General features: G+C 47.5%; 21 protein-coding genes. 3 read left to right on the forward strand and 18 right to left on the reverse strand.

The window, feature by feature from the left end:
• Positions 1 to 18: 18 nt before the first annotated feature.
• The 6 genes from yunB to U2H13_RS15580 all read right to left on the reverse strand — a co-directional run bounded on the left by yunB (position 19) and on the right by U2H13_RS15580 (position 5,825).
• Positions 19 to 777, reverse strand: a complete 759-nt coding sequence (gene yunB / locus U2H13_RS15555; RefSeq protein WP_022553730.1) for a sporulation protein YunB — start codon at positions 775 to 777, stop codon at positions 19 to 21.
• A gap of 126 nt (positions 778 to 903) precedes the next feature.
• Positions 904 to 2,298, reverse strand: a complete 1,395-nt coding sequence (locus U2H13_RS15560) for a bifunctional metallophosphatase/5'-nucleotidase (RefSeq protein ID WP_376700526.1) — start codon at positions 2,296 to 2,298, stop codon at positions 904 to 906.
• A 17-nt stretch (positions 2,299 to 2,315) separates the two neighbouring features.
• Entirely contained in the window at positions 2,316 to 3,137 is an 822-nt protein-coding gene (locus tag U2H13_RS15565) for a sulfite exporter TauE/SafE family protein (RefSeq protein ID WP_007613562.1), read from the reverse strand.
• Positions 3,138 to 3,156: 19 nt separating this feature from the next.
• Positions 3,157 to 4,008 (reverse strand): DUF72 domain-containing protein, encoded by an 852-nt coding sequence (locus U2H13_RS15570; protein WP_014418802.1) that lies wholly within the window; start codon positions 4,006 to 4,008, stop codon positions 3,157 to 3,159.
• A gap of 26 nt (positions 4,009 to 4,034) precedes the next feature.
• A complete protein-coding gene (locus tag U2H13_RS15575) occupies positions 4,035 to 4,388 on the reverse strand; it encodes a hypothetical protein (protein ID WP_007408736.1) in 354 nt (117 codons plus the stop codon).
• A 72-nt stretch (positions 4,389 to 4,460) separates the two neighbouring features.
• Positions 4,461 to 5,825: an allantoinase gene (locus tag U2H13_RS15580; protein ID WP_014418803.1), complete on the reverse strand. Its 1,365-nt coding sequence runs from the start codon at positions 5,823 to 5,825 to the stop codon at positions 4,461 to 4,463.
• A 179-nt stretch (positions 5,826 to 6,004) separates the two neighbouring features.
• Between U2H13_RS15580 and U2H13_RS15585 the strand changes: the two genes are divergently transcribed.
• Positions 6,005 to 7,600: a PucR family transcriptional regulator gene (locus U2H13_RS15585; protein ID WP_376700527.1), complete on the forward strand. Its 1,596-nt coding sequence runs from the start codon at positions 6,005 to 6,007 to the stop codon at positions 7,598 to 7,600.
• Positions 7,601 to 7,787: 187 nt separating this feature from the next.
• Here the strand turns inward: U2H13_RS15585 and U2H13_RS15590 are convergent, their stop codons facing one another.
• From U2H13_RS15590 to allC, 7 genes are all read right to left on the reverse strand, one after another.
• Entirely contained in the window at positions 7,788 to 7,916 is a 129-nt protein-coding gene (locus U2H13_RS15590; RefSeq protein WP_014721768.1) for a hypothetical protein, read from the reverse strand.
• A 134-nt stretch (positions 7,917 to 8,050) separates the two neighbouring features.
• Positions 8,051 to 9,181, reverse strand: a complete 1,131-nt coding sequence (locus U2H13_RS15595) for a tetratricopeptide repeat protein (protein WP_110124335.1) — start codon at positions 9,179 to 9,181, stop codon at positions 8,051 to 8,053.
• A 135-nt stretch (positions 9,182 to 9,316) separates the two neighbouring features.
• On the reverse strand, positions 9,317 to 9,496 hold the full coding sequence (locus U2H13_RS15600; protein ID WP_021493988.1) for a hypothetical protein: 180 nt from the start codon (positions 9,494 to 9,496) through the stop codon (positions 9,317 to 9,319).
• Positions 9,497 to 9,620: 124 nt separating this feature from the next.
• Positions 9,621 to 10,754, reverse strand: coding sequence for a hypothetical protein (locus U2H13_RS15605; protein ID WP_376700528.1), 1,134 nt, complete (start codon positions 10,752 to 10,754; stop codon positions 9,621 to 9,623).
• A gap of 57 nt (positions 10,755 to 10,811) precedes the next feature.
• Positions 10,812 to 12,008 carry a tetracycline resistance MFS efflux pump gene (locus U2H13_RS15610; RefSeq protein ID WP_017418981.1) on the reverse strand — a complete coding sequence of 399 codons (1,197 nt, stop codon included), beginning with the start codon at positions 12,006 to 12,008 and terminating at the stop codon, positions 10,812 to 10,814.
• A 121-nt stretch (positions 12,009 to 12,129) separates the two neighbouring features.
• On the reverse strand, positions 12,130 to 13,341 hold the full coding sequence (locus U2H13_RS15615; protein WP_206695517.1) for an alanine--glyoxylate aminotransferase family protein: 1,212 nt from the start codon (positions 13,339 to 13,341) through the stop codon (positions 12,130 to 12,132).
• A gap of 60 nt (positions 13,342 to 13,401) precedes the next feature.
• On the reverse strand, positions 13,402 to 14,643 hold the full coding sequence (allC, locus tag U2H13_RS15620) for an allantoate deiminase (RefSeq protein WP_094296268.1): 1,242 nt from the start codon (positions 14,641 to 14,643) through the stop codon (positions 13,402 to 13,404).
• A gap of 199 nt (positions 14,644 to 14,842) precedes the next feature.
• Here allC and U2H13_RS15625 point away from each other — a divergent pair, with 199 nt between their 5' ends.
• Positions 14,843 to 15,712, forward strand: coding sequence for an endonuclease I family protein (locus U2H13_RS15625; protein WP_015240523.1), 870 nt, complete (start codon positions 14,843 to 14,845; stop codon positions 15,710 to 15,712).
• A 49-nt stretch (positions 15,713 to 15,761) separates the two neighbouring features.
• On the opposite strand, the gene U2H13_RS15630 is transcribed toward U2H13_RS15625, so the two are convergent.
• Positions 15,762 to 16,868, reverse strand: a complete 1,107-nt coding sequence (locus U2H13_RS15630) for an ABC transporter ATP-binding protein (RefSeq protein ID WP_094296269.1) — start codon at positions 16,866 to 16,868, stop codon at positions 15,762 to 15,764.
• Positions 16,869 to 17,023: 155 nt separating this feature from the next.
• On the opposite strand from U2H13_RS15630, the gene U2H13_RS15635 reads away from it, so the two are divergent.
• Entirely contained in the window at positions 17,024 to 17,752 is a 729-nt protein-coding gene (locus U2H13_RS15635; RefSeq protein ID WP_014418812.1) for a GntR family transcriptional regulator, read from the forward strand.
• A gap of 24 nt (positions 17,753 to 17,776) precedes the next feature.
• On the opposite strand, the gene U2H13_RS15640 is transcribed toward U2H13_RS15635, so the two are convergent.
• The 4 genes from U2H13_RS15640 to U2H13_RS15655 are packed head-to-tail and all read right to left on the reverse strand — an operon-like array spanning position 17,777 to position 21,713.
• Entirely contained in the window at positions 17,777 to 18,631 is an 855-nt protein-coding gene (locus tag U2H13_RS15640) for a PfkB family carbohydrate kinase (protein ID WP_007613586.1), read from the reverse strand.
• 13 nt (positions 18,632 to 18,644) lie between these two features.
• Complete coding sequence (locus U2H13_RS15645; RefSeq protein WP_376700529.1) at positions 18,645 to 19,529, reverse strand: carbohydrate ABC transporter permease; 885 nt, start codon at positions 19,527 to 19,529, stop codon at positions 18,645 to 18,647.
• A gap of 3 nt (positions 19,530 to 19,532) precedes the next feature.
• Positions 19,533 to 20,423: a carbohydrate ABC transporter permease gene (locus U2H13_RS15650; protein WP_376700530.1), complete on the reverse strand. Its 891-nt coding sequence runs from the start codon at positions 20,421 to 20,423 to the stop codon at positions 19,533 to 19,535.
• Positions 20,424 to 20,447: 24 nt separating this feature from the next.
• Positions 20,448 to 21,713 (reverse strand): ABC transporter substrate-binding protein, encoded by a 1,266-nt coding sequence (locus U2H13_RS15655; protein WP_376700812.1) that lies wholly within the window; start codon positions 21,711 to 21,713, stop codon positions 20,448 to 20,450.
• Between the last annotated feature and the right edge of the window lie 48 nt (positions 21,714 to 21,761).

Below are 21,761 nucleotides of genomic sequence, written 5' to 3' on the forward strand. Positions count from 1 at the left end.
GATTGCGGCTGTGTGTTTTTATTTATCTTTCTTCTGTTTTTCATTCGGCAGCTGGATGGAAGGCGTCACACCTGACCCGCCGCTTCCGTTATAAAACTGCGGCACCTCTCCTTGAATCGCTTTAATGGAGACCGGAATATTATTTGTGACGACTGATGTCTTACTGGCAAACGGAATAATGACCTTCACTTTTATTTCCACAAAGATGCTGATATCGATCAGGGCATTGTTAATGCCGTACGGCTTTATTTTTGTTTTCACATCAGTTAACGCATCGCCGATCAGGTTAAAACGCACGGGGATTTTCGGTCCGAGATTTCCGAGAATGCTGTTTCCCGTGACCTGCCCTAAAGGGATGCTAATCATAATTTCATCGGCCGTTTTCGCGTCTTTTTCCGTTTCATGCTGCTTATTGTTCGACTCCGCTTCCTTCAGATGAGCCTGAAGCTGCTTTGTCACTTTCGCCTTCATGCTGTTGACCATTTGTGTATTAAAATCCATCGTTGTGACTTTTCCGTTTTCATCCGTTTTCATATCGACCATATCTTTCACATTGTCGCTGTGAGACATGTATTCTTCAATGGATTCCGTAATGACCTCTGTCGCCACCCGTTTGGTTTCCATTTCTCCTATGTTCATCAGCACCGGTTTGATTGAGGAGTTGATCATCCAAAGGCTGATGACCGTCGATATGATAAAAAAAGCAAACGACAGAAGAAGCACATATCGAAAAGGCAAAGGCCCTCTCTTGCGAAGAGCGCTCCGGTATCTAGGCAAGAAAAATCCCCCCTTACATATCACAATGTATGCTTGTAAGAGGGGACATAGTATTTTATTTTTACTCTTAAAAAGTCCCGCTTACCTTCATTCGGGTGAAATGGAACGGCGGGCGGATATCTGACATTACGCTTGCCGCGCGAGCTTCCAGGCGAGCAGATCCCTTAAAAACTCCGGCATAAAGTATTGTTTTTCTTTTGAATCGCGGATGTAAGGGAACAGCTTTCCGAGTGTAAACATGTCGAGAACGGCAACCGAGTATATCCGCTCCGGATCAATCTCTTCTCCGTTCACTTTCACATTGAGGAGATGCGTCACACCGTCTTCAAGAATGCCGGCCTCTGCCTCCGCTCCGGCATATACCATCCTGCCCATCACTTCCCCGCGGAAGCCGAGACCTTTTATCCGCAACTGCTCCATTTGTTCCGAGGCGGCCTGGCTGATTGTTTCCTGGAGTTCCCTGCCTGAAAGACGAACGGCCACCGGATTGATCGGATGAGGGCAGATGCGGTGCAGGTCAAGCTTTGTGACAGGCCCCTTCTGTAAAGGCCCCAAAATGACGCCTGAATTCACCATGCTGACTTCACAGCCGCACCAGCTTTTCAGCGCTTCGGCTAATAGAAGCGGGAGCGGCGATTCCTCAAACCACTTCACGCCGGCTTCTTCATTCAGGTTGGCGACTTGTTCGGAGAGCAGGTTTTCCGCTTCCCGTTCTTTCTCTTTCAGAAAAGCCGCCGTATCTTCAGATTCCCCGTGCCAATCAGCCATTTTCTGTACAGATGCCTGTTTGCTGACAATGGTTCGTGATTCACTTTCTATCGTCAGCTCGACACAGCCGACATAGTTCCCGTATTTCTCCGCACATGCAAGCAATACACCGTTTATGTCCTGTCCGTCCTCAAGAAGGTGGTGCGTATGTGATTCAAGAATGACATCGATGTCGGGAAATTTTTCCGCTGCGGCCCGGTCATCGATCAAGCCTAAATGAGAAAGCAGAATGATGATATCCGCTTTGCCCTTGATATCGTCAAGTGATTCTTGAATGCTTTTTTCCGCATCCGTCACCGTCCAGCCTAGTTTTTGATAGACGGGATAATACGGCACCGTGACGCCCAGTATGCCGGCGGTCATCCCGTTTTTCAGCGTTTTGATCACGTAGGGCTCGGCCCATTCCGGCCGCTGTCCGTCCGCGTCAAACAGGTTGGACACAATGACGGGAAACGCGGCATGGGTATATAAATCCGCCAGCTCATCGTGAGGCAGCGTAATTCCTTCATTATTCCCGACGGCAGCCGCATCGATCTCAAGCCGATTTAACAAGTCGACATTCGCTTTGCCGAAGGTCGCTTCCGTTATCATTTGGAATCGGTCCATATGATCGCCGATGTCGAATACGAGTGTTTCCTCCCCGTCTTTTTCATGCTCACTTCTCTTCTGCTCAATATAATGTACGATTTTCGGCCAATTTTCGAAATGGCTGTGCAAATCATTCGTATGATATAAACGGAGCTTCTCTAACATACCATCTCTCCTACCTTTTAGCTGAATATCCCTTGATAAATCAATTCACAGCCGATCAAAATCAAGACGACCCGCATGAAAAGCACGATCGTTTTCGTCTGCACCCGCTTATTGACCCACGCGCCCATTTTGCCGCCGAACCACGCGCCCGGAACGAGGCACAGCGCATACAGCCAATTGACATGGCCCTCTGCGATATGTGACACGGAACCCGTCACGGAGGATAAGAAAATAATGAGCATTGACGTCGCCACAGCCACTTTCGGCGGGAACAAAAATAACAGCATCATGGCCGGAACCATAAGAGAGCCGCCGCCAATGCCGAAAAGACCGCCCAATAAACCGACGAAAAAGGCAATCACGATACCGGTGAAAATACGGTACGAATATGTATAAAGCTCACCCGATTCATCCTCATATGTCCGGATCATGCCTTTATGCGCTTTATTGACCGGTTTTGCTTTCGCCTTCAGCATTAATGTAATGGAAATCAAAATCATAAAAAGTCCGAACCAGACGGAAAACGTATGCGCATTAAAAAGTTTAGACAAATACGCGCCGATGATGCTTCCCGGGCCGGAGCCGATAAAAAAGATCAGTCCGCTTTTGTAGTCAACGGTTTTATATTTCATATAGGCCAGAGTTGATGACAGGCCCGTAAAAATAATCACCAAAAGGGACGTGCCGATGGCAGTCTGCGGTGTTACGTCATGGAAAAACGGAGTCATCGTGCTTAAATAGAGCATTGCCGGCACGATGATAATTCCTCCCCCAAGCCCGATCAGGCTGCCGACCGTTCCCGCGATAAATCCTAATATGATCAATATAAGATAAGACATGTGTCTTGAAACCTCTTTTCTAGCTGAATAGGTCGAGCTGCTTCGGAGCAAGCCCGGTATATGAGATATCTAACATTTCAAGCATCTCAAGTCCGTTATCGGCGGCGTCTCCGCCTGAGTTATTGTTGAATAGCACATACAGATTGCGCGACTGTTTTTTCAGCTCCTGAAGATTGTTTTTCCAATCTTTGAGCTCCTGTTTGTTATAGCGGTATAAATATCTGACCTCACGCCAGTTTTGTCCGCCGTCTGGTTTGATCCAGCCCTGCTTGTTCCGTCCGTGAAAACGGACAAGCGTTTTTTCTTCATCCGTTGCTTTCAGGACGGTCGGAATGCTGCCCTCGCCGATTTGCGGCTCGTCACATATGCTGTGAATCCAGCCTTCCTCCTTCATAAAAGAAAGCGTCTGTTCGTAAAATGGCGGGGAAAACCAAGACCGGTTGCGGAATTCAAGCGCGCACGGAATATCGCCCATCTGCTGCCTGCACCATCTTAAATATGCGACGTTTTCTTTCTTGCAGTCAAACCACGGCGGGAATTGGAACAGCACCATGGCAAGCTTTCCATGCTCTATATACGGCGATAATGACAGCTTAAACGCCTCAAACATTTCTTCCTTCGATTCAAAGGGAATATCGCCGCGCTGATGGCCCGTCATTCCTTGATATGCCTTAATGACAAATTGAAAAGATTCCGGCGTCTCTTTGACCCATCTTTCGTTATTGCGGGCGGGCTGTATCGCGTAAAAGCTCGCGTCCAGCTCAACGATGGGAAAATGGGAGGAATACGCCTGCAGTTTTTGCGGGCCCGCCGTTTTAGGCGGATAGATGCTGTCATGATCCCCCCACCCCGTCAGTCCGATATAAATCACAATCCTTCACCTCTCACTCTAGTTTATCACAGGTGTTTTTCTCTTTCCGTTTCCATGTTTTTTCTGAATGCACTTTTCAGGAACCGGTATTGATGTTCATTGGTGTCCGAAAATGCCTCATCTCTGGAAGAAAGAATGTGCTGATAGACGATCGGCTCTGAAAACTGACCGCTCGTGAAATCATATATCTCCCCGTCTATTCGGTTATAAAAATGCCAGCTTGTGCCGGTTTTTGTTTTGAGAATGTCACCGCCGTAAACATCTTGGATGACTAAAGCCGTCACGCCGCACTGGCCTTTGGCCGGGCAATCTTCCGTCCATTTTGTACTAGTCTTGCGCGACCACGATGCCGTTAATATGTTCAAGATTTGATCATACAATGTGTTTTACTCCTTTTTATAAAAAGATACCACGAGACCCGCTTTCCAAACGACAAAAAAAGCCGATTCTCATCAGAGAATCGGCTCTTTTATTTCAGAAGGCTTCAGGAATGTTCCGAAAGCCCCGCTCTGCTTACGACCGCCATCCTGGTACACACAGCGCCCCTTGCTGTAGGTCGCAGCAATTCGGTATGGAAAGGTGCGGCCTTCATACAGGCTTTGCTTATGTTTGGAAAACATCGTTTCTTTTGTGACGGTAAAAGGTTCCGGCCGAACAATGGCAAAATCAGCGTCAAATCCTTCTTCAAGCCGTCCTTTATTCGTTAAACCGAAGCGCTCGGCCGGTGCTTCGGCCGTCCATCGGGCCACATGTTCAAACGGAATCCCATGATCGATCGCTAATTGAATCATGCCGAGAAGCGTAAATTGGCCTCCGCTGATCCCGCCCCACGACAGAAACATATTATCCTCGCGTTTCAAAGACGGATGACAGGGAGAATGATCCGAAGACACCATATCAATCAGGCCCTCAGCCAAAACCCCGATCAATTCCTCTTTATCAGCCTCTGAGCGGAGCGGCGGAGCGCATTTGGCAGCCGCCCCTTTTTTGAGGAAGTCTTCAAAGCTGAATAATAAGTAGTGCGGACACGTTTCAACGGTGACATCCAATCCGTCTTTTTTCGCCTGCTGAATGGAGAGCACGGCCCGTTTCGTGCTGATATGTACAAAATGAAGCGCGCATCCCGTCGCTCTTGCATACTCAATCGCCCGCTGCACAGCCTCGCATTCGGCCTCTTCCGGACGTGAGGAAGCGTAAGCGCGGGCATCAATTTTCCCTTGGAGCGCGTACTCGGCTTCAAGGAATCGAGTGAGGGCGTCGCTTTCTGCGTGCAGAGCCAAAACCTTGCCGCACGCCGCGATTTCCTTCATTCCCTTTAAAAGAGTCCGTTCATCGGCTGATTGAAATTCATCCGTTCCCGATTTAGACAGAAACGCTTTAAACCCGATTGCCCCCGCTTCTGCCATCGGCCGGATATGTTCGGTATATCCGGGCATCAAACCGCCCCAAAGCGCAAAATCAACCGCTGACTTTCGTTCGGCGATTTCCGCCTTTGCCAGCAGGTTTTCAGCAGTTACCGTCGAAGGGATGCAGTTAAGCGGCATATCAAAATAAGACGTACAGCCGCCGGCAGCCAGCATGTTTGAGCCGGTTTCAATGCCTTCCCATTCTTCGCGGCCGGGTTCATTGAAATGCACGTGACAATCGACCGCTCCCGGAAACACATACATGCCGTCCGCCTGCACCACTTGTTCCGCCTTTTCGTCAATGCCGGGCCCGATTAAGGCAATTTTCCCGTCCTTGACGGCGATATCAACCCGCTCTGTTCCGCCTTTTCGCACAGCTTTCGCACCCTTTACAATTACGTCATAGGCCATTTTATCTTCCTCCCTGTAAGGATGACGATTTTCTGTCAGTTTTTATCACAACATGCGTCTATGATTGCCAGTTTACTGCTACTATGATCGTAATACATCAGCAAAACCGCTATAATTTTTGATGATTTTTATTCATATTAACCAATGGTTGTCTTTAGAACCTGAAAGGAGATTGACTGATGAATATTTATGATGTGATGAAGATTCCCGCTTATGAGCGGGCCGCATTAATCGCAGGCAAGTCCGGCGGCTGGAGGGAGGTGCAGCACGTCAACATGATGGATGCGCCGGACATCGCTGATTTTTTACATAAAAACGAATTGCTCGTCACCACGGCTTACCACTTGAAGGACCGCCCGCAGCTGTTGAAAGATTTGATCCGCCTCATGGCAAAACGGGGCTGCGCGGGACTGGGGATCAAAACGAAACGTTATCTTAATGTCATTCCGAAAGATGTTGCGGAGCTTGCCGACCGGTATGAATTTCCGATTATTGAGCTGCCGGAAGACATCAGGCTCGGAGATATCGTCAACGCCACACTGAGCCATATTCTTAATATGCGTTCAAATGAGCTGCAGCAGGCCATTTACGCCCATAAAAAATTCACAAACCACATCATGAGCGGCAAGGGGCTTCAATCCCTGCTTAAGAAGCTCTCAGACATTCTCAGGCTTCCCGTGCTGCTTTTGGATCAGCATACAAAACTCTTATCATCGTCCCACCGCATACCCATTGACACGTCTGTATTGAAAAACATCTGTTATTCCCTTTCCGGGCCTTATTTCACCTGCTTTTCCATGCTGTCTGACAGAAAGGCGTATTCTGTCCTTCCGATTCTGAACGTTGAAAAAAACTGCGGTTATCTGGTGATTCCGGAGCTGGTGCAGACCGCTGATAAAGGCATGATTTTGACAATTGAACAGGCGGCCAACGTCATTTCCTTTGAACTGCTGAAAGAAAATGCCATCAAACAATTCGGCAGACGGGCGCGCAATGAATTTTTCAGCAATTTCATCGACCGCTCGTTTACCGGCCATGAAGAAATCAAAAGCCGCGCCAAAGAATTCCGGCTCCGCTGGGATCAGAAATACATGTGCATTTGCGGAAAACTCGACCGAAATGAGAAAACGATCAGCTTTACCGAAAATCAGCTCGTTTCCGATCATGTATTTGAACTGCTTGAAGGGGAGCTGTCATCCTTTCCGTTTCCCCCTCATCTCTTTATTAAAGGAAATGTCGGTATTCTTTTAATTGAAGCGACAGACAGCTGGAATGAAATGCACGCGTCTGTCATCAGCTTTTTGGAGCAGTTTCAAAAGCAGGTCCGGACGCAGTTTAAACGGACTGTCTCCTTCGGCATCTCAAACATATGCCAAAAGCTGATCGACGTCCCTGACGCTTTTACCGAAGCTTCAGACGCCATTTCATCCGGGCATTTGTCCAGAAGCGCGGAGTTTATTCAAATCTATCATGCCAAAGACGTGCCGGAGCTGCTCCGCCTGCTTCCCGCGGAAGATGTGAAAAAGTTTTACGAAGCCACCCTCCAAAGCCTGGCCGACCGGCAAAAGGAGGACCAGAGCCTGCTTCATACGCTGTCTGTTTATCTGGAGACCCACTGCCAGATTTCAGAAACGGCTAAGCGCCTGTACGTCCATCGAAATACGGTGATCTATCGTTTAGAAAAATGCGAGGAACTGCTCGGCAAAAGCTTAAAAGATCCGGAGACGACGATGCGCCTGCGGCTCGCGCTGAGAATGCAGCGGCTGATCGGTTAAGAAATAGTTAGAGACACGGATGCGGGTGTTCTCCCGCATCCTATTTAAGGGGGATTCATTCAGCTACATTCTCAAAATGCTGCCGTCAAAATCTGCTTCCATTGACATCATCAGCCGTTAGTTATGATTTTCAGCAGACTCTAATCTAAACTAAAAAAGCCTTTCCCGAAGAAAAGGCTTTTGCTGTTCAAGTCTGAAAACGATCCGAAGCAGTTTGAAAGGTATCATGTGTTTTTTCCACTGTGTTCACACCCAATCCGCATACTAAAGATAACGACAGACCCAAAATAATGAAAATGCTCTTTTTAAAATTCATACAGGCACTCTCCTTCTTAGGTTTGATTACGATCAGACGAAACTTGATATGATCCATCAAGTGAAACAGCCGATGTTGCTAGACCGACCCCTGACATTAAAACGACAGCCGACACAATGATAAATACGCCTTTTCTAAAATTCATACAGGCATTCTCCCCTCTGAATTTGTTTTTGCGTTTGAATCATTTTTTGATGATAAAAATAAGATTTGTCATATTGCTTTGACTCTGCATAAACAGCAGCCGTATCAAGAGCAATATCTTCTACATACGAATAGTTTTTATTTTTCTCAAGGTAATCAATTGTTTTTTTGATTCCCATTTGGTCTATTGCATTAATATATAAAGCCTCCAAATATTTTTGCAGAGATTCAAACAGCTTATCTCCTTGAAATATCGCTGATGAAAGTCCCTTTTTGCTGATTTGAATCGCCTCGCTTGTTTTCCCTTGTTTAAATAGAAGCTTTGCGTATGTAAACAAGGAATGCGGAAGGTTACCCAATTTATACTTCTCAGATATCTCCGCTGCTTTTTTTAAGTAGATTTCAGCTTTATTGTATTCTTCTAAGTCTCCGTAATTCTTTCCTATGTTGTAATAAGCAGAACTGAGCAGCCTTTCATTATTGTTTACTTGTTTCGACAACTCTAAAGCTTTTTCTAAATGCGGCAAGCTTTTTTCATAACGTTTAAAGTCTACATAGTTCCCTGATATGACAAATAGACATTGAATTTTCCTGACCTTATACAACTCATACTGATCGTAAATATCGAGCGCTTGCTTTACGTGATGCATGGAGACGTGGCTTTGTTTCATACCGTAATATGCTTCAGCCAGTTTAAAATGAAACTCCGCTCTCTCAATTTCATCATGCACATGAACGAGTTGTTTTTCAGCCTCTTTATAAAAGCCGATCGCCTTTACATACTGCTTTTGATCAAATTCATACATGCCGCGGAAAAATAAAGAATAATAGAACAGCAGGCCGGAAATTCCTTTATTTGATGCTTCGATTTTTTCCAGCAGCTCGTCAATTGTCGGTCTCACGCGGGTAGTCACCGGTTCTAAATAATCCAGCATAAGCTGATGGCGGAATTTCATGAGGGTGTAGTAAATCAGTAGATACTCGTCTTCTTCCATCTCATTGATTTCTTGTTCCACTTCCGCTTTCAAAATCTCCGCATCCGGAACACTGAACTGACGTATCATTTTGTACCATTCATTAATCTTAACGCCAACCTCCGATGATGGTAAAACAGAACTCACAAGGCCACTCCTCCTTTTATATCATATTCTAACATTTCCAAAATTATGTATGTCCGCAATAAAACCGCAAAATTTCATTCGTCTTGATCATAAATCTTAGTTTGAGTTTTAAGTCTACAACAAAAAAAGCAGGCCTTATGCAGCCTGCTTTTTTTTGAGAAATTTATCTAAGATGAACATAAATAATGTGAATAATAGAGACATCATCAACATGTCCAGTATAGTTGCATTAGAATTTTCTTTTACTAAGAAGAACCAGAGAAGCTGTAAAACGAAAGAAATCACAAAATACAATATGTACCTAATACTATTCATGTCAATCCATCCCTTCAATGATCCTTATTGTCCTATACAGCGTACACTGAACCATGCTGGAATCTCCCGGTAATGATGAGTAAATATATGCAGAATGAACTGGAGCTGATCTAATCACCTAAACTTATTTTAAAATTTCAAAACGTGCAATTTCCCACTCTTTGTTTGCTTTTAGCGGGATTGTTTTTACCTTTTTGCCTGATTTCAAATCATAAGACGTGATGTCTCCAAGCTTGTTATCGCGCTGGATATCAAAGTTTTTGATTAAAACATACATCTCTCTATCAGTGAATTGAACATCATTCATTAATTTGTTATCATCCCCCGCATAAAAATTGAAAGAGTTTTTCTTAACCATTTTTTTATCAAATATCTGCAGCTTCCCATCAAAAGAAACGGCTAAGACTTTATCTTTTACTATTTTCAATTTTGCAGGATGAAACCCTTTCTCCATCTCGACTTCTTTTTTTACCTTTAGCGTCTCTTTGTCTATTAATATGAGCTTAGAATTCTCTTTCTCATTCACGTTATCATTAACTGCCAGTACAAATGTATTTTCATCTAGAGCTTGGAACGCATCCTTTTCATCCATGAAGTATATCCCTTTATTCGGTATGGATGCCTTGTTCTCTTGCTTATTTGTCTCTGGGTTAATTGAAAGGATGGACATACTTTCTTCATCACTTGAAATGACATAAATTTTATTTTTAGCGACGATTGCTGATCCAAGTTCTCCGTCAAGCTTTATTTGTTTCTTGTTTTTTCGGCTGTTTTCCTTCCAATATACCAATTCACTCTCCAGCCCTTTGTCTGTATATCCAACGTTAATGTCATGGATGATATAACCGTCAGAACTATTTATAAAGAAAGCACCTTCATCCTCAGTTGTTTTTGACAAACTCTTTTCATTTATTGTGTTTATTGTTCCGGTTTTATTGTCTATCATCAAGTGATTATTGCTTCTATTTGATGAGAAGTACGTATCGTTTTTGTTATGTGAAGACATCGTAAAATTTATACCATCTTTCAATTCCAAGCTATCCATTTTAGTACCATCTTCACTGTAAACCCCAATCTCACTTCCCCTATCTAAAGTGTTAGAAAAACCAACAATAAATTTTGCATTGTCAATATCCTTTAATACAGTCTTTTGATTGCTGCTTCTTTCCTCTTTTTCATTCCCAGTTGGGATGAGACCGCAAGAGGTTGTGACGATCAGTATGCAAATGAAAATAAACAGGGTTTTAAGTCTATTCATTTTTTTCCTCCCTATGAGATAGCAAAAAGCCTCCGGATACCCGGAGGCTTTTGATTCTTATCCTTGCTGCGTGAACGGCCGGGTCTGTGTCTTTTTGCCCCAGCCAAGCGCGGCCAGAAAACTGATGGCGAGAATGGCCGCTCCCAGCATATACGGAAATTCCATATTTACATCAAAGAGAAAACCGGCAGCAGACGGTCCGGCGATATTCGCTAAGCTGATGAATGAGGTATTCATCCCTCCGGCAAACCCCTGCTGGTCACCGGCAAGCTTCGACAGCATCGTATTAACCGCCGGCCGGAGCAGCGATGTCAGCGTCAGAAAAAAGATTGCCGCGGCAAAAACAGTCCAATATGAACCAGCAAACCGGCACCACACAAGTCCTGCAGCCGCCCCGATCAACGTCACGTTAATGACGCGTTTTTCCCCGAACCTGCGGACGAGATAACTGACGCCGACCGCCTGCACAAACACGCCGATGAGACCCGCAGCCGTAATAATAAAGGCAATATCAGAGGCTTTAAATCCGTGTTTATGGTCAACGTAAAGGCCGAAAACCGATTCAAAGTTCATAATTCCGAAGTTCAGCACAAAAACCAGAATCAGCATAAACGCGAACGGCGATTTGAGCGCGCGTGACATTTGCTTAAACAGATGCTCACGTTTTTCCGTTTTAGCCCGGGCTTCCAGCTGCTTTTCACGCCCCAGCGTTTCGGGCAGAAAGAAAAATGAAAGCACCGTTGAAAAGCAGGCGAGACTTGCGGACACGATGAACGGCACAGACATGCCGTAATGAACCAAATAGCCTCCGACACCGGGCCCGATGACGACACCGAGCGTCATCGCCGCGCTGAACAGCCCCATTCCTTTCCCGCGTTCTTCTTCGGTCGTAATATCCGCTATGTAAGCGAACATTGACGGCATTAAAAACGCCGCGCCCATTCCGCCCAAAAGCCGGGATGCGAACAGTTGCCACAGGCTTCCGGCAAAAGCGAAGATCAATTGTGACACGGCAAAGGCGGCGATGCCGAAAATAATCAGTTTCCGCCGTCCGTATTTGTCGGTTATTTCCCCGGCAATAGGCGCAAATAAAAGCTGTGTAAGCCCCGCCGCCGCAACAAGCAGACCCATCGTGCTGCCCGTCGCTCCGAATTCGGTAATATAGGTGGGCATAATCGGAATAATCAATCCGATTCCAAGCATCGCAATAAACATATTCAGCATTAAAATTGACAATCGGCCTATGTACGCCATGATTTCTTACCTTCTCCCCAGACAAACAGATGATCATTCCATATTTGTCATTTTTTATACCATTCAGTATAACGGGCAAAAGGGAAAAAAGTCCAGATGATTTCAATCTCGTTTTCAAGTCTCATGACAGCACACCGGTTTCAGCCGGCAGATCATATATGTTAAGGGCCGCCTGCAGCGCTTCCCCAGCTTTAACGGCAACTCCGTGTCTGATCAGAACCGCTTCAAGTCCGGCTAGCACAAACAGCACATTTTCCTTTCTGCAGCTGTAGCCCATCGTTCCGATTCGCCAAATTTTCCCCTGCAGCGGACCGAATGAGCTGGCGATTTCAATTCCGAATTGAGACAAAAGCATACTTCTGATCGATTCGCCGTCTGCTTCCGGCGGAATCTGCACACATGTGACGACAGGCAGCTTCGCCTCCGGATCGCCGAATAAATCAAGGCCCATCGCTGCAAGTCCCGCCGTAAGCGCTTTTTCGTGACGCCGATGTCTGCGGAACCGTTCTTCAAGTCCTTCTTCCAGGACAAGACGCACACCCTCCCGCAGCGCATAAAGCATTGCTGTCGCTTCTGTATGGTGATTCAGCCTTCTTTCACTCCAATAATCTTCGAGCTGGCTCAGATCAAAATAGTTGCTCGTAATCGGCCGATGACCGGACAGCATGTTACCGTCAGCCGCCGTCGCAATGCCCCGTTCTACCTTTTTACGCGCGGCAATGACAGCTGCCGTCCGGTCATTATAAGTAATCGGCGCCATTCCGGAAGGGACCGATAGGCATTTTTGCGTTCCCCCGATGACTGCGTCAATCTTCCATTCATCCGTTTTTACGGCGCAACCTCCGATCGTGGCCACGGCATCCACGATAAAGAGTGCGTCTTGGGCGCGGCACGCTTCCCCGATTTCTTTCAGCGGGTGAATCCGCCCCGTTGATGTTTCTCCGTGCACCATAGCGACGATTTTCGGGGAAATCTTTTTCATCTCGCTGATAATCTCGTCAGGCCGGAAGACCGTTCCCCATTCACACTCGATCATATGAACGTCCGCTCCGTATCGCTCGGCGATTTCAGTCAGCAGGTATCCGAAGCGTCCGTATATCGGAACGAGCACGCTGTCGCCCGGTTCTATCACACTTGCGAGAACAGCCTCAATCCCCGCTCTTGATGTACCGTCAATCGGATAGGCCCAGCGGTTTTCCGTTTGAAACAATTCACGGAGCATTTGCATCGTTTCGTTCATGATGCCGGTAAATGCCGGATCAAACTGGCCGATGATCGGAGCGCCCATCGCCCTCAGCACTCTCGGTTCAGCTTCTGTCGGTCCCGGTGTCATAATCGTTCTTTGCGGAATGCACAATTCTTTTCTGGTCGGCACGCCGATTCCCCCTTTACGTTAATAGGCAAGTTTATGTAATACATTCGCCAGCGTAAGGACGCCGGTTTCAAGCTGATGTGCGGGTGTGAATTCAAGCGGCGAGTGGCTGATCCCGCCACGGCTCGGCACAAACAGCATGCAGGCCGGAAAGGTTTTGCCGAGCATCTGGGCGTCATGTCCCGCTCCGCTTACGATCTTCTCCGGGTCCGCCCCCTGCTCTTTTGCAGCCTCTGCTGCGGTTCGCGTCAGTTTCTGATCCATTTGAACCGGCTCTATCCTCATATATTCATCAATAAAGGGTCTGACTCCTTTGCTGCGGCTGATGTTTTCAACAATCGATACCAGTTTCTGATGGAAGGCTGCCAGCACGTCTTCCTGCCGGTGGCGAATATCAACGGAAAACTGGATACGGCCCGGAATGACATTCGCCATATTCGGCTCAACCGTCATTTTCCCGCACGTCAGGCGGAGCTCTTCCGGCTGTCTTTCCGCTGAAAGCATCAGTTCATGGATGATGCTGCTTCCCGCCGCGAGCGGATCTTTCCGCCATTTCATTGAAGTGGTCCCCGCATGGTTGCATTCACCGTCAAGCGTAACGGTATAGCGTCTCTGTCCGGCAATCCCGGTGACAATCCCGATATCCTTTCCCGATCGTTCAAGCGTTTGCCCCTGTTCTATATGAATTTCCAGAAAGGCACTAATATCAGTGCGCAGCGGCGCCGGATAACGGCCTGCACCGAAGCCGTTATGCCGCATGGCTTCTTTCAGAGAAATGCCGGACGCGTCTTTCGGCGTTTCCGCATCTGAAAGTGAGAAAGCACCGGTGATATTGCCTGAGCCCCAATAGGTGATGGGAAAACGGCTCCCTTCCTCTTCACAGAGCGACACAGCTTCCAGCGTTTTTTTCGGACGCCCGCACGTCTCATGCAAATGCCGGATCGCCAGCATGCCCGCCAGCACGCCGAACGCTCCGTCATATTTGCCGCCGTCAATAACGGTGTCAATATGCGACCCGGTCAGAATCACCTCATCAGGCGATTCTGTGCCGCTCAGACGGCCGAACACGTTACCGACATCGTCAAATGCCGTTTCCAGCCCGAACGCCTCCATTTTCTTTTTGACGGCAAGCTGGGCGTCCATCCATTCTTTCGTATATAAAAGCCTCGTCACTCCGCCGGAAGCGGAAGCGCCGAATTGAGACAGCCATTGTATGTCATCGGAAATCCCGATATTCGCCGCCGAAAGCTGCTGATGTTCCATACACGCCCTCCTTTTAAACTGAAAAACTGACAAGATGATCTTCATTATAGAAGGAGCGCATAACGAGTTCATTATCATATCTTCCAAAAAATCAATGATTTTCCGGATACTTTGGCCAATAAGCCGAAGGAACCATTTTTCAAAAAAGATAGAATATTGGATTTATTTTTTGGATAATAGAGGTAAAGGAGGGCAAGTCATGACAAAAAAACTTTGGTTTCTGCCGATTGTCTGCCTGTTTTTCATTTTTGGATGGGCCGCGCCGTCAGCCTCTGCAGGCGCGCCGGCTGACACGAATCTGTACAGCCGGATGGCGGTTTCAACTGCCGGCGGCACAACTCTTTTTCCGCAAACTGCCTCAGCTGTCATCACTCCGTCTGCGGATACGGACACATATTACAAAGAAGCTTCCGGAAAAAGCGGAACGGCCTTAAAGAGCGCCCTGCACCGCATCATCAGCGGACATACAAAGCTGTCTTACAGCCAAGTCTGGAATGCATTGAAGGAAACTGACGAAGATCCGGCAAATCCGAACAATGTCATCTTGCTCTACACCCAGGAATCACGGGCCAAAAGTAAAAACGGCGGCAGCGTCGGGGACTGGAACCGCGAACACGTGTGGGCAAAGTCACACGGAAACTTCGGAACAGCTGCCGGCCCCGGGACGGACATTCATCATCTGCGCCCTGCAGACGTCCAGGTGAACAGTGCCAGAGGAAACATGGATTTTGATAACGGCGGCTCAGAATACCCGAAAGCGCCGGGCAATTATTACGACGGTGATTCCTGGGAGCCGCACGATGAGGTCAAAGGAGATGTCGCCCGCATGCTGTTTTACATGGCGGTGCGTTATGAAGGAGAAGACGGGTATCCCGACCTTGAGCTGAATGATAAAACCGGAAACGGCTCAGCTCCTTACATGGGAAAACTGTCCGTTTTGCTCAAATGGAATCAACAAGACCCCGTCGACAGTAAGGAAAAACGGCGGAACGAAATCATTTACGAAGACTATCAGCATAACCGCAATCCGTTTATCGACCATCCGGAATGGGCGGACGAAATCTGGTAATCGTATCATAAGAAGTGATAAGGGAGCCCCGATCATCAGGCTCCCTTTTTCAATATACGGCGTTTTTAGTGTCGGCATCAAAAAAGACGGCCCGGTTCATATTGACCGCAAGCAGAATGGCATCGCCGGGTTTCACCTGTGAAGCGCCGTCAAGACGGATCGTCATGCGGTCACCTCCGCTCACCGCATGAACGTACATCTCCGCGCCTAAGTTTTCACATACTTCCGCCACAGCGCGGCACACCGCTTCAGGCGGGTGCTCTGATTGTCCGGCAAGCGTCAAATGCTCCGGACGCAGCCCCGCAATCATCTCCTTACCGCTGTATCCTTTCTGCACAAGAACGGCCGCTTTTTCTTTCGGAATGGGCAGACGAACGGACGAACCGGCAAAATACCATTGCCCGTGACTTTCTTCAATGAGGCCTTTTATAAAATTCATACTCGGAGAACCGATAAAACCCGCCACAAACATATTCGCCGGATAATGATAAATCTCATGGGGGCTTGCGGCCTGCTGAATATCTCCTTCATTCATCACGACAATCCGGTCGCCCATTGTCATCGCTTCCGTCTGATCATGCGTCACATAAACGATGGTCGCTTTCAAACGCTGATGGAGCTTGCTGATTTCGGCGCGCATCGTCACTCGCAATTTCGCATCTAAGTTGGAAAGCGGCTCGTCCATCAGAAACACTTTCGGCTCCCGCACGATCGACCGGCCGAGCGCAACCCGCTGCCGCTGCCCGCCTGAGAGAGCCTTCGGTTTCCGCTTGAGCAGATGCCCGATTTCCAAAATATCAGCGGCCGTCCGGACTCGCTCTGCGATTTCTTTTTTCGGCAGCTTTCTGAGCTTCAAACCGAACGCCATATTGTCAAACACCGTCATGTGGGGATACAGCGCGTAATTCTGAAAAACCATCGCGATATCACGATCCTTCGGGGGCAGATCGTTTACCGCGTCTCCGTCGATATAAAGCTTCCCCTCAGAAATGCTCTCCAGTCCGGCAATCATTCTGAGTGTCGTAGATTTGCCGCAGCCGGAGGGACCGACAAGCACCAGCAGCTCCTCATCTTTTACATCTAAGTGAAAATCCTTCACTGCCGCCGATTGGGCGCCGTATGTTTTTTTGATATGGTCAAATGTTAATGATGCCATTCGAAACCTCCTCCAATACTGGAAACCGCCACATCTTTCTGTTATGTTAAAAATGTTCGGGGTTTCTGACAGATTCATAAATGAAAAGCAAATTTGTATTATAACGTCATAATACATATAATAGTACTACTACTTGACAAAGGAGGTCCGTCCCATTGTTAAATAACGGGAGCTCGAAACCTTTATATATTCAGCTGAAACAAATTATCGCGGACGATATCAAGAAGGGCGTTTATTCGCCGTCCGTAAAACTGCCGACTGAAAATGAGCTGTGCGAAACGTACAACGTGAGCCGCATAACGGTCAGGAAGGCCATCCTTGATCTTGTGGAAGAAGGCTGGCTCGTCCGGCAGCAGGGAAAGGGAACGTTCGTTAAAAGCCCTAAACTGAAGCGGGAGCTCATCGCGGTCAACGGCTACTCTGAATTTATGGAATCAACGGGGAAAAAACCGAAACACCAGATCCTTTCTCATGAAATCATTGAAGCGCCTAAATCCATCGCCCAAAAACTTCGCGTCGATTCCGAAAGTCCCGTTCTTGAATTAAAACGCATTTTATTTCACGACGACCAGCCGCTCTCATTCGAAATCGCCCACTATCCGCTCAGTTTATTTCCCGACATCGGCAAGCATATTAAAGGCGGCGTGTCGATGCATGACATTTTGAAACAGCACTATCAGGTGGTGCCCACCCATAATACGAAGCTGTTAAATGTCGTATACGCCAAGCAGGAAGAAAGCCGCTATCTGGCTTGTGATATCGGGGATGCGCTTTTTGAAATTGACAAAACCGCTTTTATGTCAAAAGACCAGCCGATATACAGCTCGCTGTTTGTAATGCATACCGACCGCGTCACGTTTACCATTAACAGTCCCTATGCGTAACAAGTATAAAAAACGAGACAATGCTTATCGTATTCTCGTTTTTTCACTGCTTTTCCCGCCGCCCGGCCTGTAGGGATGCCCGTAACCGAACGCTCCGAACCCTCCGCATGTTTTGGCAGCCGTCCCGGCGGCCGCAGTAAGCGCTCGCCGAATATCCTGATGCTCGAAGAAATCGGTAAGAAACCCGGCGATAAAAGAATCACCCGCGCCCAATGTATCTATTATATCAGCTCTTACCACCGGCTGATGATAGACGCGTTCACCATCCGATAACACCGCGCCATATTCCCCCCTTGTCAGACAGACGATTTTCGCTCCGAAACCGCGGGCTTTTTCGGCAAGCCGCACACATTCACTTTCACTCAAATCACTCCCGGAAAAAAACGCATACGTCACGTACGGACAGACCGCTTCTAAATAGGCTTCGTCACGTTTTACAGAGAAGTCAAAGGAAATCGGCACATGGCCGCTCAGCATCGGAAGGTCACGTTCTATCCTGCTGTATACGCTCGTATGCAGCAAATCATGTCCGGCGATAAATGAGATGTCATTCTCCTGAAAAGCGAGCGTCAGACGCGATTGCACGCCGCCTTTATTTGATCCGGCAAATATCCTGTCCCCTCTTTCATCAAGCGTGACGACCGCCATCCCGTTTTCTCCGTATGCCCGGCGGATCAGATCGGCATTCACCTTTTCCAATTTCAGCACATTCAATACGTGATCCGCCGCTTCATCACTGCCGAGAATCCCGATATAAGAAGTTTCGTGGCCTAAGCGCCGGGCAAGCACGGCTACGTTTAACGCATTTCCGCCTGGGTAAAACGTCTCCTGATCCTGATAATAATCTACTACATTATCTCCGGCCGCTATCAGTTTCATCTTTTCATCCTCCTTATCCTTTCACGCTTCCCGCTGCAATGCCGCGGATAAAATATCTCTGCATCAATAAAAACAACGCGATGATCGGAGCAGCAGAAATCGTCAGCCCGGCCAGCAGCACGCCCCAATCCGTCTGCAGCGCATCTCTGAACTGCATCAGCCCGGCCGGAATCGTCCGTAAATTTTCATCATCGATAAAAATAATTGCAAACATAAACTCATTCCATGTATGGTAAGCCGTCAAAATGCCTGATGTCACCAGAATCGGCACGCCCATAGGTAAGAATATTCTGAAAAATATTCCGAAACTTGTACATCCATCCAGATAGGCAGCTTCCTCAAGCTCTTTGGAAATCGACAAAAAATAGGAACGGATCAGAATCACGGTAAACGGAATACGGTAGGCGGCGTACGGAAGAATCAATGCCCAATACGTATTGTACAGTCCCAATGACTGGATAATGGAGTACAGCGGCACAAGACTGACCTGCGGCGTCAGCATCAAGCCGCCAAGACAAATGATCAGCACAAACCCTTTTCCTTTAAATTGAAAACGGGCCAGCCCGTATGCCGCCCAGGCGCTCACAAATACGGTGATGAGACAAGTCAGCACGGTCACAATGACGCTGTTCATAAAATAAGCGGAAATCCCTTGGTTCCATGCGGATACGAAGTTTTCGGGATGCCAGACAGAGGGCAGCGACCAGCTGTGCTCAAAAATCTCATCCGAGCTTTTAAAGGCGCTGACCGCCATCCATAACAGCGGATAAGCAACGGCAATGAGGTAGATAAAGAGAAACAGCCACACAGACGTTTCCCCGACATACCATTTTCTCGGTTTTCCGCCTGTTCTGACGGCCTGACGGGCATGACGCAAGTCCGTCTTTTCAGGAAGCATCGGCTACCCCTCCTTTCCGGTCTTAAAGAATTTCATCTGAATAAGCGACAGAGCAAGCGTCATCAAAAGCACCACCGTCGCGATCGCAGAAGCGTAGCCCATCATATCCTTTGTAAAAGCGCTCTTATACAAAAATGTGCTCAGCACTTCTGAAGCATTGCCCGGCCCTCCGCCGGTCAGAATATACGGTTCATTAAATACGGTAAATGCGCCGGTCAGCGTCATCACCACGGCAACAAACGACATTTCTTTCGTCTGCGGCACCGTAATGTGAAAAAACTGCTGGATTTTTCCGGCTCCGTCCAGCTGCGCCGATTCATATAATTCAGCGGGAATGCTCTGAATCGAGACAATGTACAGCATGGCGATGTAACCGACAGACTGCCATTGAGACACAAAAATGACAGACAGCATAGCGGTGTTTTCATCGCCCAGCCACGCCCGGGTCAGTTCATCAAGTCCGACGGCTTCCAGCAGCTGATTCAAAAGACCGATTTCCGGGTTATAAATAAAATCAAACAACAGCGCAATGACGGTCATGGAAATAACGACCGGAAGAAAAAAGACCGTGCGGAAAAACGGCGACCATTTTCTTACCAATCTGTCTTCCAGCACGGCCGCCAGAATTAAGCCGCCGCCAACCTGGCAAATCAGCGATATGACCGCATACAGCACATTGTTGCGGAGTGCTGTAAAAAACACGGGATCGTGAAACAGGTCAATATAATTTTTCAAACCGATAAACGTCTTTTCGGGTTGAAATGAGCTCCATTCAAACAGACTGAAAAACACATTCTCAATAATCGGAATGTAAACGAACAGCAGAAAAATCAGCGCGGGCGCGAGAAACAGATACGGAATGAAACGTTTTCGGCTGACCAAGGAAATCCTCATCTCCTTTCTCCAAAGAAATCTGTTCTATTCAGATGACGCTCTGACCTGACGCGCCGCTTTCTGCACGGAATTCATCACCTCGCGCGGTGTCATTGTGCCGCCGAGCATCTGCTGAACGCCTGCCGCATACACATCGGCGATTTCAACGTCAACATCCATATCAAACCAGGGCACCATTGATTCGGCGCGGACGATATCCTGCACGGCTTCGCGCTGGATCGGGGCGGAATTGTTTTCTGTCGCCGTTCCTTGAACCGCGCTGTATTTACCGACGTCTTTTATCAGCTTCTCTCCCATTTTTTTCGAGGTTAAAAACTGAAGAAATTCCATGGCTTCTTTCGGGTGCTTCGTTTTTGAGGAAATCATAAATCCTTCCGGAGATCCGGTCAGTGCACGGGGAGATCCCTTTTCGCCGCTGATTTTCGGGAAAGGAAACAAGCCCAGATTGACCGGTTCGACGAGCTTAATTTCTGCCGTTTCCGCATAAATCATCGCCGCTTTTCCGCTTGTAAACTGCTGGCGCACGTATTCGTGATCAACGGAGTTCACGTGCTTTGTAAAGTACGGCAGCAGTTCCTGAAGCTTTTCAAGCGCTTTGACATAGCCTTCGTCCGTAAACTCCCCGGTTTCCGGGCTGTAATCCTTCGCCCGCGTTTTTTCATCCACCATACGCTGGTTCAGCGTCCCGATATAATGAGAAATCGTCCAAGGCGCTTTTGTGCCGAAACTGATCGGAATATATCCGTTCTCTTTCAATTTCTCAGAGACTGTGATCAGTTCATCCCATGTCGCCGGGGGCTTCAAATGTAATGTATGAAAAATGTCCTTATTATAAAAGAATGATTTAGCGTCCATTTGCCACGGAACACCGTACTGTTTTCCGTCATGCGTAAAGGGTTTGATTTGTGACTGCACAAGCTGTGAGGACCAATCTTTATCCTGCTGATAGTAAGACGACAGATCGAGGGCTTTATCTCCTTTGATGAATTTATAAGCAAACCGGTCGCTCCATGAAAAGAAAATATCAGGGGGGCTCGTTGTTCCGAGCATGACTTTCACCTTGTCTTTATAAGAATCGTTTAAGACCGCTTCCGTTTGGATATGAATATCCGGATGAGCGGCTTCAAATTCTTTGACCACTTCTTCAAAATAGCTTTTTTCCGGCTCCTTCGGCCACCTGTGAAAAAACTTCAGGGTCACTTTTCCGTCAGAGGAACTGCTTTGGCTTGAACAGGCGGCGGCTGACAGACATACGGCTAACAGAACGAACAGGCAGATGAACTTTTTCAGATGCTTTTCCTCCTTTGTCACCGGACTATAACGTTATATATCATTATA

It is taken from the genome of Bacillus sp. A1 (assembly GCF_042296235.1).
Classification (GTDB): Bacteria; Bacillota; Bacilli; order Bacillales; family Bacillaceae; genus Bacillus; species Bacillus velezensis.

Excerpts from the sequence above, each read along its gene's own strand:
- U2H13_RS15605 (WP_376700528.1), bottom strand. The coding sequence starts at position 10,754 with ATGAATAGACTTAAAACCCTGTTTATTTTCATTTGCATACTGATCGTC.
- U2H13_RS15650 (WP_376700530.1), bottom strand. The coding sequence starts at position 20,423 with ATGAGGATTTCCTTGGTCAGCCGAAAACGTTTCATTCCGTATCTGTTT.
- U2H13_RS15600 (WP_021493988.1), bottom strand. The coding sequence starts at position 9,496 with ATGAATAGTATTAGGTACATATTGTATTTTGTGATTTCTTTCGTTTTA.
- U2H13_RS15580 (WP_014418803.1), bottom strand. The coding sequence starts at position 5,825 with ATGGCCTATGACGTAATTGTAAAGGGTGCGAAAGCTGTGCGAAAAGGC.
- U2H13_RS15565 (WP_007613562.1), bottom strand. The coding sequence starts at position 3,137 with ATGTCTTATCTTATATTGATCATATTAGGATTTATCGCGGGAACGGTC.
- U2H13_RS15615 (WP_206695517.1), bottom strand. The coding sequence starts at position 13,341 with ATGACACCGGGACCGACAGAAGCTGAACCGAGAGTGCTGAGGGCGATG.
- U2H13_RS15590 (WP_014721768.1), bottom strand. The coding sequence starts at position 7,916 with ATGAATTTTAAAAAGAGCATTTTCATTATTTTGGGTCTGTCGTTATCT.
- U2H13_RS15560 (WP_376700526.1), bottom strand. The coding sequence starts at position 2,298 with ATGTTAGAGAAGCTCCGTTTATATCATACGAATGATTTGCACAGCCAT.
- U2H13_RS15625 (WP_015240523.1), top strand. The coding sequence starts at position 14,843 with ATGACAAAAAAACTTTGGTTTCTGCCGATTGTCTGCCTGTTTTTCATT.
- U2H13_RS15610 (WP_017418981.1), bottom strand. The coding sequence starts at position 12,008 with ATGGCGTACATAGGCCGATTGTCAATTTTAATGCTGAATATGTTTATT.
- U2H13_RS15640 (WP_007613586.1), bottom strand. The coding sequence starts at position 18,631 with ATGAAACTGATAGCGGCCGGAGATAATGTAGTAGATTATTATCAGGAT.
- U2H13_RS15585 (WP_376700527.1), top strand. The coding sequence starts at position 6,005 with ATGAATATTTATGATGTGATGAAGATTCCCGCTTATGAGCGGGCCGCA.
- U2H13_RS15630 (WP_094296269.1), bottom strand. The coding sequence starts at position 16,868 with ATGGCATCATTAACATTTGACCATATCAAAAAAACATACGGCGCCCAA.
- allC (WP_094296268.1), bottom strand. The coding sequence starts at position 14,643 with ATGGAACATCAGCAGCTTTCGGCGGCGAATATCGGGATTTCCGATGAC.
- U2H13_RS15645 (WP_376700529.1), bottom strand. The coding sequence starts at position 19,529 with ATGCTTCCTGAAAAGACGGACTTGCGTCATGCCCGTCAGGCCGTCAGA.